This is a genomic window from Hyphococcus sp. D3-15 (assembly GCF_055809375.1).
Genome location: NZ_CM147910.1, coordinates 2,791,865 through 2,810,041 on the forward strand (window position 1 = coordinate 2,791,865; position 18,177 = coordinate 2,810,041).

Consider the following 18,177-nt stretch of genomic DNA (forward strand, 5'->3'; position numbering starts at 1 on the left):
TTGGACAAATAGGAAAACGCGGCATGCGGGCGTAAGATGACCGCATTGGTGACGGGGATTTGGGGAGAAGATACGATGTTCTGGCGGAAAAAAGACAAGCAGTCCTTCGATGCGGCGAGTGAAGCACCGCAGACTGCGCCAGCGCCAATCGTAAAGGCGCAGCAGGATATGAGTCTGCAATTGCGCCGCGCGACCAGCGAACCGGTGCAGCGTTTCGCCGTCGCCGGCGCCGGCGCGGCTAGCGTCGTGCGCGACATCGACGACTTCATGGACGGGCTGATGCGGCGCAATCCGCATGAGCCGGAATTCCATCAGGCGGTGTTCGAATTCGTCGAAACGGTCATGCCGTATTATCTCGACCATCCGAAATATCGCGATGCGCGCATTCTCGAACGCATGACCGAGCCGGATCGGATCATTTCCTTCCGCATTGTCTGGGAAGATGATCAGGGCGTGCCCCACGCCAATAAGGGCCACCGGGTGCAGTTCAACTCTTCCATGGGCCCCTATAAGGGCGGGCTTCGCTTCGACCCCAGCGTCAATGTCTCGATCCTGAAGTTTCTCGGCTTTGAGCAGACTTTCAAGAACACGCTTACGCGCCTGCCCATGGGTGGCGGCAAGGGCGGATCGAACTTCAATCCGAAAGGCCGTTCCGACCGCGAGATCATGCGTTTCTGTCACGCGATGATGAGCGAACTCTTCCGGCATATCGGTGAGAGCGTCGACGTGCCCGCCGGCGATATCGGCGTCGGCGCGCGCGAGATCGGCTATCTTTTCGGCAAATACAAACAGCTCGCCAACCATTACACTGGCGGCGTCCTGACCGGAAAAGGCCTGTCCTTTGGCGGCAGCGAAATCCGCAAGGAAGCCACCGGCTTCGGCGTTGTGGTCTTCACCGAAGAAATGCTGAAAAAGCACGGGAAGTCGATGAAGGGCAAAACCGTCGCCGTTTCCGGTTCCGGCAATGTCGCAATCTATGCAGTGCAGCGCGCCATGCGCATGGGTGCGAAAGTCGTCACCGTATCCGACAGCCGCGGCTTCGCTCATGTGCCGAATGGTTTCACGCCGGAGAGCTTTGCGATCCTGCAGGACGTAAAAGAAAACCGCCGCGAGTCGCTCGCCGTGCTGGCGCAGGAAGCCAAAGGCGTTGCGTATCACGCCGGCAAATCGCCATGGTCCGTGCCCTGTCAGGTCGGCTTGCCTTGCGCGACGCAGAACGAAGTCGATGAAGCCATGGCCCATGTGATGGTAAAGAACGGCATCGAATGCCTCGCGGAAGGCGCGAACATGCCGCTTACCGCGCAAGCGATTCATGTTCTGAAAGACGCCAACGTCATCTTCGGCCCCGCCAAGGCGGCGAATGCCGGCGGCGTTGGGTGTTCCGGTCTTGAACAGGCGCAAAATGCGCAGCGCCTGATCTGGACCCGCGATCAGGTGGAGCAGGAACTTGAGCGCATCATGCGGTCCATTCACGACCAATGCGTTGAATATGCGCCGGTCCGAAATGGAATCGTCGACTATCAGGCGGGCGCGAATATTTCGAGCTTCGCGCGCGTCGCCGACGCCATGCTCGGCTATGGGTATATCTAGAGCAGTTAGAATGAACTTCGACGCGCCAAATAAGTTTCACCCCCTCCCGAAAGCGCTCACGCGCTTTCGACCTCCCCTCAAGGGGGAGGTTGGGCGACGTGCATGCAGCAACCTCACCTCCCCCTTGAGGGGAGGTCAAAACGGCCTCGCCGTTTTGGGTGGGGGGAAAATGTTATTCGCCGCTGTGTCAGCCTTGGCGCTGGCGGCTTGCGGCGGCGGCGCGGATGAGACCGCCCTGCCCGCGCCCGGAACGCCGCCTCCGCCGCCCCCAGCGTCTTCTCCATTGTTCAAGCCGGTCATTCGCAGCCTGAGCGCGAGCGACGTGGAAACCATCATCGCGCAAGCGGTCGGCGAAGCAACCGCGCGGACGGCGCCCGCCACCATTGCGGTTGTCGATCGCGTCGGCAATGTACTCGCCGTCTTCGTCATGAATGGCGCCCGCACGACAACAACTGTGCGCGAAGGTCCCGCAGGAACGCCCGACACCAGCCTGCAAGGGGTTGAAGTTCCCGCAACGCTCGCCGCAATTTCAAAAGCCGTAACCGGCGCCTATCTTTCCTCCGGCGGCAATGCATTCTCAACGCGCACCGCCAGCCAGATCGTGCAGGAGCATTTCCCGCCGGCGCCGACAACGGTCGGGCTGGAGAGCGGGCCCCTATTTGGCGTGCAGTTTTCACAGCTCCCCTGCTCCGATTTCGTATCGCGTTTCGCCATGGGCGGGCCGGGCATTGGCCCGCAACGCGCGCCGCTGGGCCTAGCGGCCGATCCCGGCGGGCTTCCTCTGTATAAGGATGGCGTCGTGGTTGGCGGCGTCGGGATCATCACTGACGATGATTACGGGTTTGATCCGAACATTCTCGATGTCGAAGCCAGCGATGAAGAAGCCATCGCCTGGGCTGCGTCCTCCGGATTTGAAGCACCGGCCGACATTCGCGCCAACCGCATCTTCGTTGACGGCACGGCGCTGCGCTTCACCGATAATGACGGCGACGATCTGGTCAGCACGCCCGCATCCGCACCCGCCTTTGCGAGCATAACCGGCGGCGTCGCGGGCGACCTTCAAGACGTCACGGCTTACTTCGATGGCGCGACCGGCGGCGGCGTCTATGCGGGAACCGCCTATGGCGCGGAAGGCTCAGGCATTCGCCCGGCGACCGGCGCAGAATATTCAAATGGTGATATCTATGTGTTGAGCGACGGCGCCGGGGTGAACCGCTTCCCGGCGAGCGGCGGCACAGACAGCGCCAGCGTCGCCTCGCCCCTCACTGCTGCGGAAGTCACCGCGTTGCTCGAAGAAGCCTATGGCGTCATGACCGCCGCGCGCGCGCAAATCCGCCAGCCTTTAAATGAACGCGCGCAGGTTTCAATTTCCGTGGTCGACACCAACGGGCAAATCCTCGGCATTATTCGCGGACCTGATGCGCCGATCTTCGGCACGGATGTCAGCCTGCAAAAAGCGCGCACCGCTGCGTTCTTTTCCGGCGCTTATGCCGCCGGTGATCTCACCGGCGCGACGGGGCCATCTGTCGCCGGGTTCAACAGCACCAAACCGGTCGCAAGCTACGTTCAGGATGTGCGCGATTTCATCCCCGACCCGACGGCGCTGACAGGAACACATGCTTTTGCTGACCGGTCCGGCGGCAATCTTTCACGCCCCTATTTCCCCGATGGCGAAGTCGGTACGGCGCAGGGACCGCTCTCGCTTTCGATCGCCGAATGGAGTCCCTTTGCGACGGGGCTTCAGTCATCGCTGATCGTCGATAACATTCTTGAGCATGTGGTTCATGTGTTGGGGCTCGGGCCCGACACGGCGAATGGCTGCACCGCCCTGCCCGATATTGCGTCCCTTGGCGGCGTGCAGAACCGGTTGCAAAACGGCATTCAGATCTTTCCGGGCTCCGTGCCGATCTATCGCGGCTCGACATTGATTGGCGGCATCGGCGTTTCCGGCGACGGCATCGACCAGGATGACATGATCTCTTTCCTTGGCGTGCATCGCGCGGGCGAACGCTTGAACGGCGCGCTCAACAATGCGCCCGAAGCCATCCGCGCCGACCAGATCGTTATCTCCGTCAATGGCGCGCCGGTGCGGCTTCGCTATATCAACTGTCCGTTCAATCCATTTGTCGGGTCGAATGAACAAAATGTCTGTCAGGGGAAGTAGATGATCTCTTGGCGCAGCATTTTCCCCCTCACCCGAAATCATATAATGATTTCGACCTCTCCCAAGGGAGAGGTAGAGGCGCAGCGCATGCCGCATGCGTACCTCTCCCTTGGGAGAGGTCAAATTTGCCACACAAATTTGGGTGAGGGGTTCTTCAAAAAACTCGCAATTCTTGTGGCTGCTCTTTTCATCAGCACACCCCTGTTCGCGCAGGATGAGCCGCTGAACCCCGGCGCGGTCGCGCCGCCCCGGCTCGGCGACTATCCGGACTGCCGCGATGAGGGCCGCGAATTCACCGAATGCGGCCCGGCTGTGCCGGATCGCTGGCGCCTCGCGGAGAGTCTCGGCCTCGTTAAAACGCGGCTATGGGACCCCTATAATCAGAACACGCTCAAGGGCGACCGGCCGATCTTCGGCGATGACTGGTTTTTCGTCGCCGCCATTGTTTCAGACACGGTGATCGAACCGCGATCATTTCCGATCCCGGTCGGCGTGCAGACCACAACCGACCCCGGCGATATTGACGTGTTCGGCGACAGCGACAGCTTCGCCTTCAACCAGAACCTCATCGCCAGCTTCTCGCTGATCCAGGGATCAACCGCATACAAGCCGCAGGATCTGGAATTCCGCCTGACGCCGGTCTTCAACTTCAACTACGCCCGCGTCGAGGAAAAGCGCATCCTCTATGTGGAGCCGTCAGAAAAACTCGACCGCAAGGACGGTTTCATCGGCCTTCAGGAAGCTTTTGTTGACTATCACATTCGCAATGTCTCGGACCGGTATGATTTCGATTCCGTGCGTGTCGGCATTCAACCTTTTTCATCGGACTTTCGCGGCTTCCTGTTTCAGGACAACCAGCTCGGCATTCGTTTCTTCGGCAATCGCGACAATAACCGCTTCCAATACAATCTCGCCGCCTTCATGCGCATCGAGAAGGACACCAATTCCGGCCTTAACGATGTGACGCGCGCGCCGCGACAGGACTTCGTGTTTCTCGCCAATCTCTACCGCCAGGACCTGCCCTTTCCCGGCCTGACCAGTCAGGTGACGGCGGTGTACAATATGAACCGCGAAGGCGACGAAGTTGAGATCGATAAAAACGGCTTTCCCGTGCGCCCGGCGCTACTGGGTAATTTGCGCGGCCGCGATTATGATGTGGTCTATCTCGGCTATAACGCCGATGGCCGTATTGGCCGCATCAACCTGACCGCATCCGCCTATTACGCGCTCGGCGAAGACCGCAATTCGATCTTCACCGACGAAAAGGCGAAAATCCGTTCTTACTTTGCAGCGATTGAACCTTCCTATGATCGCGACTGGGCGCGGTTCCGGCTTTCCGGCCTGATCGCCAGCGGCGATGGCGATCCTTACGACAATAAGGAAACCGGCTTCGACGCGATCTTTGAAAACCCGCAATTCGCCGGCGCCGACACTTCTTATTGGGTGCGCCAGGGCGTGCCCTTCATCGGCGGCGGGCGGGTCATCGGCCTGAATGGGCGCAATGGCGTCTTGCCGGATTTGCGCTCGTCAAAAGAGCAAGGCCAATCCAACTTCACCAATCCCGGCATCATTCTCGCCGGGGCGGGCGCGGATTTTGACGTGTTGCCGGAATTGCGCATCTCGGTGAACCTGAACCGCTTGTGGTTCCACAAAACCGAATCCATCGAAGCGCTGCGGGTGCAAGGCGATATCGGCAAATCGATCGGCTGGGATTACTCGACCGCAATTATTTACCGCCCGAACTTCATCCAGAATGTCGTCTTCCGGCTTTCCGGCGCGGCGCTCGAGCCCGGCGACGGCTTTCGCGGACTCTATGACAACAACGAAGACCGCGACCTTTATTATTCGGTCCTCTTCAATGCGGTGCTGACATACTGATGGCTTGGTTGCGGGACATTTCCTCTTCCTCTTCCCCCGCTTGCGGGGAAGTACCCGCGAAGCGGGGGATGGGGGTATAACCAACCTAACCCCCTCCGCCCGTCCGCATCGCTTACGCGATACGTCCGGACACCTCCCCCATAAATGGGGGAGGAGAATCGCGCTCGCTTTCGCCGTTGCAATCGCCTCCGGCGCCGCATTCGCCGCCGACGAAGAAAAACCGGTGGAGCGCGATTACTCGCTGGTCACCGCGCCGCACGCCCCGGTTTATCAGACGCAGGAACAGGCCGATGCAAAAAGCGCGGGTTGCCTGACCTGTCACAGCGCCACCGACGCGCCGACCATGCACAATCCGGCCGCTGATTTGCGACTTGGCTGCGCCGACTGTCACGGCGGCAACGCCAATGTCTTCGCCACCGGGCTAACGAACCATACGGACGCTTATGACGACGCGCGAAACCGCGCCCATGTCCTGCCCAAATATCCGGAAAGCTGGCACTTTCCCCATTCCGCGAACCCAAAGCATTCCTTTGCGTTGCTCAACAAGGAATCACCGGAGTTCATCCGCTTTGTGAATCCTTCCGACTACCGCGTCGCTCGGGAATCCTGCGGCAATTGCCATATGCGCGAAATTCTGGCTTCCGAACGCTCGATGATGGCGACCGGCGCCATGTTGTGGGGCGGCGCGGCGTATAATAACGGCATCTTGCCTTTCAAAAAATATGTGCTCGGCGAATCCTATACGCGCGACGGCGAAGCCGCCGTCATCTGCTCACCCGGCGAACCGGTTGACGATCAACCGCCCTATGAAAAAACAATGGGCTGTCCGACCACGCCATCGGAAGCGGCGCAGCTTCGCGGCGCCCTTCCCTTCCTGGCGCCGCTGCCAACCTGGCAAGTCATTCCGCCTGCAGATATTTTCCGCGTCTTCGAACGCGGCGGCCGCAACATCCTGACGCAATTCGCTGAAGTCGGCTTGCCCAACCCCGCCGGCCAGTTGCAGCGCCTTGAAGAGCCGGGCCGCCCGGATATCCGCCAGTCAAACCGCGGACCGGGCACCGGCCTGCGCGTCGCCATTCCCGTGCTCAACATCCACAAGACGCGCCTCAATGATCCGTTCACCTGGTTCCTCGGCACAAATGACAATCCGGGCGACTACCGCTCATCGGGCTGCGCCTCGTGCCATGTGGTCTACGCCAATGACCGCGAGCCGCGCCATGCGCTGACCTATGCGCAATATGGACGCGACGGCGAGACGATTACGAAAGACCCGACCATCCCGAAAAACGAGCCGGGCCATCCGCTGCAACATTCGTTCACCCGCGCCATCCCGACATCCCAGTGCATGATTTGTCACATGCACCAGCCGAACATGTTTTTGAATAGCTATCTCGGCTACACCATGTGGGACTATGAATCCGACGCGCCCTTCATGTGGCCGGAGGATCAGAAATATCCGACCAGCGAAGAAGTGCGCCATGTGCTCGACCGCAATCCGGAAGGCGCCGCGCCGCGCGGCAAATGGGCGGATCTTGATTTCCTTCGCGATGTCTACGACCTCAATGCCGAGCTCAAGGATACGCAATTCGCTGACTATCACGGCCATGGCTGGAACTTCCGCGCGATTTTGAAGCGCGACCGCGAAGGCAATCTCCTCGACGCTGACGGAAACATCGTCGCCAATGACGATCCGGAAAAATGGCGCAAGGGCGATGAAGGAAAGTTTGTCGAGGCCGGGACTAATCCCGGCAAATCGGTGCACATGATGTCGATCCACGCCGAAGTCGGCATGCAATGCGCCGACTGTCACTATGCGCAGGACAGCCATGGCACCGGCTACATCCATGGCGAAGTCGCCAGCGCAGTCGAAATACGCTGTCAGGATTGCCACGGAACCGCGAGCGACTATCCAAGCTTGAAAACCACCGGCCCTGCCGCAGGCCCCTATGGACGCGATCTCGCCGTGTTGAAAAACCCCGACGGGCGCAACCGCTTTGAATGGATGAAAAAACGCGGCCGCAATGTGCTGGTGCAGCGATCCATCATCGATCCCGATCTTGAATGGGAAGTCTCGCTGGTGAAAGACTCGGTGACGCCGGGTTCGGCCAATTACAACGCCAAATCCGCTCGGGCGAAAACCATATCGCTGGGCGAGGACGGCGCGCTCAATTGGGGCGTCAAATCCGACAAGGCGAACCTCGCTCATAATGATGATGAGATGGAGTGCTATACCTGCCATCTCTCCTGGACCACCTCCTGCGGCGGTTGCCATTTGCCGATCGAGGCGAACTGGCAGGCGGAGTCGCATAAATATGAAGGCGGCGCGACGCGCAACTACGCGACCTACAACCCGCAAGTGGCGCGCGATCAGATGTTCCAGCTCGGCAAGCATCAGGACACCAAGAACAACACCGTCGCGCCAGTGCGATCTTCCTCGGCGCTGGTGCTGTCTTCGACCAATGTCAATCGCGAGCGCATCTATGTGCAGCAGCCGCCGATTTCCGCCGCCGGTTTCTCAAGCCAGGCCTTCGCGCCGCATTTCCCCCATACGGTGCGCAAGACCGAAACAAAGACCTGCACAGATTGTCACCTCTCCGCCGACAATGACAATAACGCCATCATGGCGCAGTTAATGTTGCTCGGCACCAATTTCGTGAACTTTGTTGGCATGCACGCCTATACCGGCCTTGATGGCGCCATCGAAGCTGTGCGGGTCACCGAATGGGACGAGCCCCAGGCGGTGTTTGGGTCTTACCTGCATAAATATGCGTATCCGGATTATTATAACGCTCATGTGGAGCGGAATGGCCGCGAACTGGTGAACTGGACGCGCGGCGAAACATTCGGCGAGGGTCTCTCTGGCGAGACCGGCGCGCTGGAAGAAATCGCCAATGTCACACAAGACGCCGGCGGCGCGGTCAATTGCCTGCAATTGCGCGGGGAATATCTGTTCGCCGCCGAGGGCAAGGGCGGCTTCCGCGCCTATGACGTGGCGTCAATCGCCAATAAGGGCCTGTCGGAACGCATCCTGACAGCGCCCTTCTCGCCGCTCGGGCACGACACTCATGTGGGCTCTAAAAACGCGACCTGCATGGCGCTCGCCACCAACCAGCCAATCAATCCCGCGCGCAACACCGAAGACTTGCGCAAGATGAACAATGAGCAGGCCTTCCACCCGATTTATCACTATGCGATCATCACCGACGCGGAAGAAGGCTTGATCCTCGTTGACGTCGATACGCTGGCCGATGGGGAGCCGCGCAACAACTTCTTCAAACGCGCCGTCACCTGGAACGAAAACGGCGTCTTGAATGGCGCGCGCCATATCACGCTGGGCGGTCATTACGCCTATATCGCCGCCGACGCCGGTCTTGTGGTGGTCAATCTCGATGATCCGCTCAACCCGAAAACCGAAACCGTCATCCCGGTCACAGATATGCGCGCCAGCGTGCTGCAATTCCGCTATCTCTTCGTGACGGACGCGCAAGGGCTGAAAGTTTTCGACGTCACGACCCTTGCAACGCCGAAACGCATCGAAGGCGCTAGTGTTGCGCTGGCCGATGCGCAAAAACTTTACCTCGCGAGAACCTACGCCTATGTGGCGGCGAAGGGCGAAGGCCTCGCCATCATCGACATCAAAAACCCGGAAGCCCCGGCGCTCTACCAGAAATTCACCGGAGGCGGCGCGCTCAACGACGCTCGCGATGTGATCGTCGCGACCACCAACGCCTCGCTGTTTGCTTATGTGGCGGATGGGAAGAACGGGATGAAAGTGCTGCAACTGACCAGCCCATCCTCGCAGCCGAATTTTTACGGCTTCTCCCCGGCGCCGAAGCCGGAAATAATCGCTTGGGCGAAAACCCCGAAACCGGCGCTCGCCCTCTCCAAAGGCATCGATCGCGACCGCGCCGTCGATGAAACCGGCCACCAGATGGCGGTGTTCGGCCGTTACGGCTCGCGGCCCTTCACCCGGCCCGAAATGGAGCGCTTGTTCCTGAAGGAAAATGGCGAACCCTATTTCGTCAGCGATGAAGTCGACGAAAGATCCCGCGGCGCACAATCGGAAACAAGTGTGAAACGCGGCGGAAGATAGGCTAGACTGATTTTTGGGGCGCGGCGCTGGCATGTCCAGCAACGTGTTTGCCGCCGGGGCGAATTGGCGGCGTTTACATAGCGGGGTGCGACCATGTGGGGCGTGGTCTTTGGACTTGCAGCCATGTTGACGGTTGCGGTGCTGCTGTTGCCGGTCGCACGGCGCAGCAATATTCCTTACACGGTATTGCTGGCGGTTGTCGGCATCACGCTCGGCTTTGTGGCGCAATATCTTGGCGCCGGCGAAACGGCCCATGACCCCCATGACAGTCACGGCGGCGGCTCGGTATGGATGCAGATGGTGCAGGCGGTTGGCGGCTTGCGCATCACCTCCGATGTCATCTTGTTCCTTTTCCTGCCCGCGCTGGTCTTTGAAAGCGCCATGTCGCTCGATCTGCGCAAACTGATGGAGGATATGCGTTCGATCCTGTTTCTTGCAATTGTCGGCGTCGCCATATCCACGGCGATTGTAGGTCTGTCGGTCTGGGCGCTTTCCGGCATGGCGCTGGTCGTGTGCCTCCTCCTCGGCGCGATTGTTTCCGCCACCGATCCGGTCGCCGTCATCGCCTTGTTCAAGGATTTGAATGCGCCGAAGCGATTGACCGTGCTGGTGGAAGGCGAAAGCCTGTTCAATGACGCAACGGCCATCGTCATCTCCTCGATCTTCATCGCCATGCTGGCGCAGGGCGCATCCCCCAATATTGCGGCCAGCGCGCTGCAATTTCTCATCGTGTTTCTCGGCGGCGTCGCGGTCGGCGTGGTCATCGCCCGGCCCGCGGTCTGGCTGATGCGCGCATTCCGGCGCGATACGATGATCATACTGACTTTCACCGTCACCCTGCCCTTTGTGGCTTTTGTGGTCGCCGAGCATTTTCTCCATGTCTCCGGCGTGATGGCGGTCGTCGCCGCCGGCCTCACCATCGGCTCCGTCGGGCGCAGGCAAATTCCGCCGCAAGTCTTTGTAGAGGTGGAGCATGCCTGGCATCAGCTCGGCTTCTGGGCGACCTCGCTGATCTTCATGCTGGTCGGCCTCGCCGTGCCGCGCATGCTGGGCCCCCATGTGCTCGATTATCTGGACGACATCTTGCTGGTGATTGTCGCAGCGACGGCGGCGCGCGCTTTCATTCTTTATGTGCTGCTGCCACTGCTCGACCGGTTCAGCGCCAGGCAAAAAGTCAGCGGCGGCTACAAGACCATCATGTTCTGGGGCGGGTTGCGCGGCGCCGTTTCACTGGCGCTTGCGCTGATCGTCATGGAAACCCAGGAAATTCCGCAGGATGGACGAGCCTTCATCGCGGTCCTTGTCACCAGCTATGTGTTGTTCACCCTGCTCATTCAGGCGACGACCATTCATGCGCTGATGCGGGTGTTCGGCCTCGATAAATTATCGCCGGCGGATCAGGCCTTGCGTGATCGTTCTGTCGCCAGCGCCTTGCAAAGCGTTTCCGCGGATCTCGACCGCTTCGCTGCATTTCACGAAATCGAGCCGGGCGAGCGCGCCGCAGCCTTGCAGCGGTTTGGCGACGCGGCGAGCAAAGCGCAAAGCCGAAGCGCCGGGGGCGAACTTTCTCCCGACGACTGGGTGCGCACCGGCCTCGCCATGGCGCTGGCGCAGGAACGGCAGATGTATCTCACCCGCTTTGGCGAGGGGTTCACCACAAGCGCGCAATTGCAGGAAGCGCTGGCGCGCCTCGACGACATTATCGAAGCGGTGAAAGCAGAGCCCTTTAACTGGCGCGAAGCGGCGCTGAAAGGCGTCGCCTATCGCCGGCGCTTTCGCAACGCCCTCAGCGCCCAACGCAATTTCGGCGTCACGCGCCCGCTTGCGGGGCTGCTCGCGCGCCGTCTCGGCGTGCTGGAATTCATCCGGCAGGTTCTGCGCGAGCAAAATGAAACCGGCGTCACGGAAATCGAAGCGCTGTTGCCGGTCAATGCGCGGGCGCGCTTCCGGCAATTTTTCGAAGAACGCTTTTCCATTGTTTCGCAAAACGCAGAGGCGCTCGCCAAACAATATCCCGATTACGCAACCGCCCTGCACCGGCGCGACCTTGCGCTCGCCGGTCAACGGCTCGAAGAAAGCGCCTATGACCGGTTGCTTGATCAGTCGATCATCGGACCGGAAATACACGGCGATCTGGTCAAGGGGTTGGAGAGCGCCGGCGCGCGGGAGGCCCGGTTGCCGCCCTTGCGACTGAAGTTCAACACGGCGGAGCTTGTCGCCAAGGCGCCTTTCTTCGACGAGCTGGATGCAAAACAGCAAAAGCGCCTGGCGCGCCTTTTGAAGACGAGGTTCTTCATTCCCGGCGACCGCATCATCACCAGCGGCGACATTGGCGAGGAAATGTTTTTCATCGCTGACGGCGCCGTGCGCGTCATTTTGAAGGACAAGGACGTAACACTCGGCACGGGAGATTTCTTCGGCGAACTGGCGCTGATCACCGACCAGCCGCGCAATGCGGATGTTGAGGCGCTGGGCTTTTCAACCTTGCTGGCCTTAAAGCGGCGCGATTTTGCGGATTTCGTCAAACGCCATCCCGCTTTGCGAGCGAAAATCGGCAAGATCGCGGAGGAACGGCTGGACGGAAATGTCCGCATCGACATGTCGTCGCGCACGCCCTCGGCGGACTTCATGGCCGGGATCGATATCTGACCGGCGACAGAAGCGCCTTATAGCGCGTCAATCATCTGCTGGATCTGCGCGGTTTCAGGCGCATCTGCGGGCATGCCCTGTTTCAGTTGCGTCCAAAATTCGCGCGCCGCCGCTTTGTCGCCGCGCTGGCTTGCCGCCAGTCCCTGAAAGTAAAGCGCGAAAGGATGGTCCGGCGCGCGCTGCGCGATATCCGCGACCGCCGCTTCCGCTTCCCCGCCTATCGGCTCGCCCGCGGCGTTCAATCCGTTCAACAATGCTTCCGCGCGACCGAGGCGCAAATTGATGTCGTCGGGCGCCAGGGCGCTGGCGCGCGCAAAGGCGTCAGCGCTTTTTTGAAACTCGCCCATCACGCCGTAAGACCGCGCCAACATGGTCCAGCCTTCAAGATCGTCCGGTGTTTCTTCCAGCCGTGCGGCGAGACCGGACACCATGCCCTCGATCATCATCGCGCGCTCCGCCGGCGTCATATCCTGCGCCGCCTGCATCTGATCGGCCGTCGGTCCGCGCGGCGCAGTCTCGCCGGTCGCCAGCGACGCCTCGGCTTTTGCAATCGCCTGCAACACAAAAGGCGCGCCGGCGTAACGCGCCTTGGCGCGGGCGGCCGCGTCTTTCGCCTTGTCCATATCGCCCGCTTGTGCATAGGCGTTAATCAGTTCAATCCATCGCTCATAAGGCGCATCGCCCGCCGCAATCTCCGCTTCAAGCGCATCGGTGTTTGTCTGCGCAGCGGCGACCGGCCGGCCCAGTTCCGTCGAGATTGTTTCAATCTGTGAACGCACCACGGGCAGCCAACCGGCGTCTGGCGGGGCTTCCTTTTCAATCGCGATCAACGCCTCAAGCGCTTCCTCGCGGCGGCCTTCCTGATATGCGCCGATGGCGAGATAAAACCGCGCCCGCGGCTCACTCCCGTCAATCGCCAATGCCCGCGCAAACGCCTCGCGCGAAGCCGCGTTCACAATGCCGCCCGCCGCCATGGCGATGGATTCGCCCTCCGCCGCATGCAGATGCGCTTCGTTCGGCGCCAGCTCGCGCGCGCGCGCAAAGGCCGTCGCCGCTTCGGCGAACCGGTTCAGATTGGCGTAGCTTTCCGCCAGCATCACCCAGTCATCGAGACTGTCCGGATTGTCTTTCAGCCGCGCCTCAAGCGTCGCGACCGATTCCGCCAGCGGCCTGGCGCTGGCGCTTGACGCCGGTTGCCTCGCGGCGATGGAAAGCCCTTCGTCGGTCTGCTTCTGCGCCGGATTGCCGAGCGCCAGATAGAGCGCGAAAGCGACGGCGGGCGCGGCGGCCACCAACATGGTGGTGAGCTGGCGCGCCATCGGGCTGGCGGGCGCCGGCGCCGTCTTTTCCGCTGCGCGATGCGCCGCCAATAAGCGGCGCCGGGCTTCGGTGTCGGCGATGGCGGCTTCTTCCTTGCTGATCAGGCCAGCAGCAAGATCACGCTCTATGTCAGTCAGCTGCGCCGCCAGATAATCCTGCTCATCAAGATGATCGGCGCGCTTGGGGGCGCGGAAAAACGGCTCGACCAATGCGAACAAGACAAGCGCGACGAGCACGAGAAAGACGATCCAAAGCATCAGCCGCGCTCTTCCAATATGCGCTTCAACTCTTCTTCGTCATCGTCGGATAAAGGCGCGGTCGACACGGCTGGCATTCTGGTCCCGCGCAAAAGAAAAAGGCGCCAGCGCCGCCCATCAACAAAGCCAGCATGGGAAATCCCCAAAGAAAAAGCGTGTTCCCCTGCACCGGCGGTTTCAGCAACACATAGTCGCCATAGCGTTCAACCACATAGTCGATCACCGCCTTGTCGCTCTCGCCCATGGCGATGCGCTCGCGCACCAGAATGCGCAAATCCTTCGCCAGAGGCGCGTTCGATTCCGCAATCGACTGACTTTGACAAACGACGCAGCGCAATTGCGCATCGATTTTTTCCGCGCGCGCCTCCAGCGCCGGATCGGCCAGCAACTCATCGGGTTCAGCGGCGAACGCCGCGCCCGCCAAAAGCAATGCTGCGAGAAAAGCGACCAATCTCATGAGCGGCGCAACTTTTCGATCAGGGGTTCAAGCGTTTCAACCCAATATTGCTCGGTGATCGGTCCGATGACCTTGAACCGCACCCGCCCTTCCTTGTCGATGACAAAGGTTTCGGGCGCGCCGGTGACGCCGAGGTCAATCGCAACGCGGCCCTGGGCGTCGTCGCCGATACGCAGATAGGGATTGCCGTAACGGTCGAGCCAGGCCTTGCCGTCGCCGGGCTTGTCTTTCCAGTTGAGGCCATAGATCGGCACCGCGCCGGCCTTAGACAGCTGCATCAGCACCGGATGCTCCACATGGCAACTGATGCACCATGAGGCGAAGACATTCACCAGCGCCACTTCGCCTTTAATATCGTCCGTAGACATCCCTTCCGACATGCCTTGAATGGCGGGAAGGTCAAAAGCCGGAAGCGGACGGTCGATTAACTGCGACGGAATGTTCGACGGATCGCGCGTCAGCCCATAGGCGAAAAACGCACCGATAATCGCGAACACCACAATCGGAAAAAGGAAAACGATGCGTCTCATGCGGGGGCCGCCTCCGGCGGATTGTCGGGCATGACGGGTTTTGCCTGCGGCTTGCGCAATTTCGCCGGCTTGCGCCCGCGATCGCCAAACGCGACGAACCCGCCAAAAGCGGTGACGGCGGCGCCCCACCATAAACATCCGACAAACGGATTGAAGAACAGCCGCACCGGCCAGCCATTGCCGGTCTGGTTCTCGCCAAAGGAAATATAAAGATCGCCCGGTCCGTGACTGCGGATCGCCGCTTCCGTGGTTTCCATGGTGCGGATCGGATAGTAGCGCCGTTCACCGGAGAGCGTAAAACTGTCGCCGCCTTTTTTGGCGAGAAACACCGCGCGTTCCGCATCGTAATTCGGCCCGGCGATGCGCTCCACCGATTGCAGGGTGACCGCGTAACCGGCGACTTCCGCTGTGTCGCCTTCGGCCATCAACACGACAGTTTCCGATTTCCAAAGGCTGAGGCCGACGGCGCCGAGCGCAAACAGCGCAAGCCCCGCATGGGCGATGGCGGCGCCCCATGCGGCGCCGGGAAGGCCTTTGGCGCGTCCCCAGCTATCGCCGGCGGGCGCACGAAACAGTTTGATGCGCGATGCGATGTCGATGGCGGCGCCGCCCGCGAGCCAGACCACAAGCGCAAAGGCGACGGCGCCGGTAACCCGCGCGCGGTCGGCGAGAAACAGCACCAGAAGAGCCGCGACGATAGCGGCGGCGCCGGCCGGAACGAGCCGTTTCAGGCTGGCGGGCAAATCGCCCTTCTTCCAGGCGAGCAATCCGCCCACGGCGGCAAGCACCATCGTGATCCCGGCGATCTTGGAAAACACCATATTGAAGTAAGGCGCGCCAACGGAGATTTTTTCACCGGACAAGACATCGATAAAGAGCGGATAAAACGTGCCGACAAAGACCACGGCGCAGGCGACCAGCAACAACACATTATTGACCACCAGCGCGCCTTCACGGCTGACCGGGGCAAAAGCGCCGGTCGCGCTCAGGGAATTGGCGCGCAATGCAAAGACCGAAAGCGAGCCGCCAATCGCCGCCACGAGGATTGCGAGAATGAAGACGCCGCGCGCCGGGTCGACGGCGAAGGCGTGCACCGATGTCAGCACGCCGGAGCGCACCAGGAAGGTGCCAACCAAACTGAGCGAAAACGCGGTGATGGCGAGCAAGACCGCCCAGCCTTTCATGGCGTCGCGGCGCTCAACCACGCGAATGGAGTGAATAAGCGCCGTGCCCGCCAGCCATGGCATGAAGGAAGCGTTCTCCACCGGGTCCCACGCCCACCAGCCGCCCCAGCCAAGCTCGTAATACGCCCACCAGCTGCCAAGCGTGATGCCGATGGTCAGGAACACCCAGGCGATCAGCGCCCAGGGGCGGACCAGCCGCGCCCAGACCGTATCCGCCTTGCCGCGGATCAGCGCCGCGACCGCAAAGGAAAACGGAATCGAAAACCCGACATAGCCGAGATAAAGAAATGGCGGATGGATCGCGAGACCGGGATCCTGCAACAACGGATTGAGCCCCGTTCCATCCAGCGGCGCCGGGAAAAGGCGCAGAAACGGATTGGACGTGAACAGAATAAACGCAAGAAACGCCGTGATGATCAGCGCCTGCACGCCAAGCGTCAGCAAATGCAGATCGCGCGGCGCCGCTTTGCCCTGCGCCGCCAGCACAGCACTGAACAAAGTGAGGATCAACACCCAGAGCAGCATCGACCCCTCGTGATTGCCCCATGTGCCGGTGAGTTTGTAGATGAACGGTTTTGCCGAATGGGAGTTCTCGAACACATTGACGACCGAGAAATCGGAAATCGCAAATGCGTGCATCAAGCTCGCAAAGGCGATCACCACCAGCGCGAAGACGACAATCGCCGCGCGCCTGCCAAACACCGCAAAGCCGGCGTCATCACCGCGCGCGCCGGCGAAAAGCGCGATGGATTGCGCTGCTGCGATTGCGAAGGCGAGGATGAGCGCAAAATGGCCGATTTCGGGGGTCATAGTGTCTGCCGCTGACTGCGGGGCCTTTCTAGCGGATTTGCCCGGCCTTCGCGAGACTTGTACGCGCGGTAAAACCGCGCTGTTTCGCCCTGCCTAGCGAACGATATCCACGAATTCAGCCATTACGGTCAAATGCTCGCGCGCAAATTGGCGGCAGCGCGCCGGAGACCAGCCATAGACCGGGTCCGGATTCACATTCGCATCCTTGAACGGCATTTCGAGAGTCATCGACAGGCAATTCCAGGTTTCGCCGACATAGGAATTGGCGATATCGAGATTGGCTTTGCCGGGCGCGGGTATCGGATATCCCTGCTCGGTCTGGAAGTCCTTGGAGACTTCGAGCATGCGCGCTGAAAAACCGTTGAACAGTTTTTCGTGACGGGCATCCCATGACGGAACGCCCTGAGCGCTCATTAGGAAGTTATTGGGAATGTTTTCGTCGCCATGTACGTCGAGAAAGAAATCGACGCCGCTGTCGCGCATGGCTTCGCGCACGAGAAACACTTCCGGGCTTTCCTCCATGCTCGCATTGCGCCAGGCGCGGTTCAAATCCTTGCCCGCAGCATTGGTGCGCAGATGGCCGCGTTTCGACCCGTCGAGATTCATGCAGGGAATGATATGGAGCGTCGTCTTTTCCAGAAGCGTTTTGGCCGCGGCGTTGTTTTCGTCGGTCACGGCCTCAAGGAAACCTTCCATCCACCACGAGCCCATGGTCTCGCCGGGATGCTGGCGCGCAATCACCCAGAATTGGCGAGGTCCCGTTCCGGCGCGGAAATAGTCGATCTCCTGACCATCCAGCGTTTTGCCGATGACCTGATGCGAAAGCTCCGGCGCCGCTTTAACGCTCTCAATATAGGTGCGGTAACGGCTGGTCGGGTAAGGCGCGAAAAAGGCGTAGTAAACCGTGTCCTGTTCGGGCTGATGGCGAATGACCAGTTCGCGTCCGTCATAAGACGTCTCCACCCGGAACCATTCTTCCTGATCATAGGAGGCGACGGCGCGATAGCCGTTCCAGCCGCCCGCATAGGATGCGCCATGAGCGTTTTTGAGCCGCATGGTCAGCGACGCGCGCTCGGCGCCCTCAACCTTGTAGAAAAACCACTGAAAGAAATCCGCCTTGCCGTCAGGATTGATCTCAAGCTGGATATTCGACGCATCTGCAGCGTCGATGCAGTTGATATTGCCGCTGTCGAAATCGCTTGTGATCGTAATCATTACGCATCCCTGCTGGCTTACGTGAAAACT

Annotated in this window: 10 protein-coding genes; 5 read left to right on the forward strand and 5 right to left on the reverse strand. The window is 60.6% G+C overall.

Annotated elements, in window-relative coordinates:
* The first annotated feature begins 267 nt into the window (after positions 1–267).
* The 5 genes from gdhA to AC0L8G_RS13905 all read left to right on the forward strand — a co-directional run bounded on the left by gdhA (position 268) and on the right by AC0L8G_RS13905 (position 12,374).
* Positions 268–1,590: an NADP-specific glutamate dehydrogenase gene (gene gdhA, locus AC0L8G_RS13885; RefSeq protein WP_473388870.1), complete on the forward strand. Its 1,323-nt coding sequence runs from the start codon at positions 268–270 to the stop codon at positions 1,588–1,590.
* Positions 1,591–1,759: 169 nt separating this feature from the next.
* The gene (locus tag AC0L8G_RS13890; protein ID WP_473384777.1) at positions 1,760–3,754 is read left to right on the forward strand and encodes a heme-binding protein; all 1,995 of its coding nucleotides are present in this window, start codon (positions 1,760–1,762) and stop codon (positions 3,752–3,754) included.
* Positions 3,755–5,632 carry a hypothetical protein gene (locus tag AC0L8G_RS13895; protein WP_473384778.1) on the forward strand — a complete coding sequence of 626 codons (1,878 nt, stop codon included), beginning with the start codon at positions 3,755–3,757 and terminating at the stop codon, positions 5,630–5,632.
* Positions 5,633–5,789: 157 nt separating this feature from the next.
* Positions 5,790–9,725 carry an LVIVD repeat-containing protein gene (locus AC0L8G_RS13900; RefSeq protein ID WP_473388872.1) on the forward strand — a complete coding sequence of 1,312 codons (3,936 nt, stop codon included), beginning with the start codon at positions 5,790–5,792 and terminating at the stop codon, positions 9,723–9,725.
* A gap of 93 nt (positions 9,726–9,818) precedes the next feature.
* Positions 9,819–12,374 carry a cation:proton antiporter gene (locus tag AC0L8G_RS13905; RefSeq protein ID WP_473384779.1) on the forward strand — a complete coding sequence of 852 codons (2,556 nt, stop codon included), beginning with the start codon at positions 9,819–9,821 and terminating at the stop codon, positions 12,372–12,374.
* A gap of 17 nt (positions 12,375–12,391) precedes the next feature.
* On the opposite strand, the gene ccmI is transcribed toward AC0L8G_RS13905, so the two are convergent.
* From ccmI to AC0L8G_RS13930, 5 genes are all read right to left on the reverse strand, one after another.
* Positions 12,392–13,951 (reverse strand): c-type cytochrome biogenesis protein CcmI, encoded by a 1,560-nt coding sequence (gene ccmI / locus AC0L8G_RS13910; RefSeq protein ID WP_473384780.1) that lies wholly within the window; start codon positions 13,949–13,951, stop codon positions 12,392–12,394.
* A gap of 25 nt (positions 13,952–13,976) precedes the next feature.
* Positions 13,977–14,408, reverse strand: coding sequence for a cytochrome c-type biogenesis protein (locus AC0L8G_RS13915; protein ID WP_473384781.1), 432 nt, complete (start codon positions 14,406–14,408; stop codon positions 13,977–13,979).
* Positions 14,405–14,938 carry a DsbE family thiol:disulfide interchange protein gene (locus tag AC0L8G_RS13920; protein WP_473384782.1) on the reverse strand — a complete coding sequence of 178 codons (534 nt, stop codon included), beginning with the start codon at positions 14,936–14,938 and terminating at the stop codon, positions 14,405–14,407. The genes AC0L8G_RS13915 and AC0L8G_RS13920 overlap by 4 nt, the downstream gene beginning before the upstream one ends.
* Positions 14,935–16,932, reverse strand: coding sequence for a heme lyase CcmF/NrfE family subunit (locus AC0L8G_RS13925; protein WP_473384783.1), 1,998 nt, complete (start codon positions 16,930–16,932; stop codon positions 14,935–14,937). The genes AC0L8G_RS13920 and AC0L8G_RS13925 overlap by 4 nt, the downstream gene beginning before the upstream one ends.
* A 93-nt stretch (positions 16,933–17,025) precedes the next feature.
* Entirely contained in the window at positions 17,026–18,147 is a 1,122-nt protein-coding gene (locus AC0L8G_RS13930) for a M14 family metallopeptidase (RefSeq protein WP_473384784.1), read from the reverse strand.
* Positions 18,148–18,177: the final 30 nt, after the last annotated feature.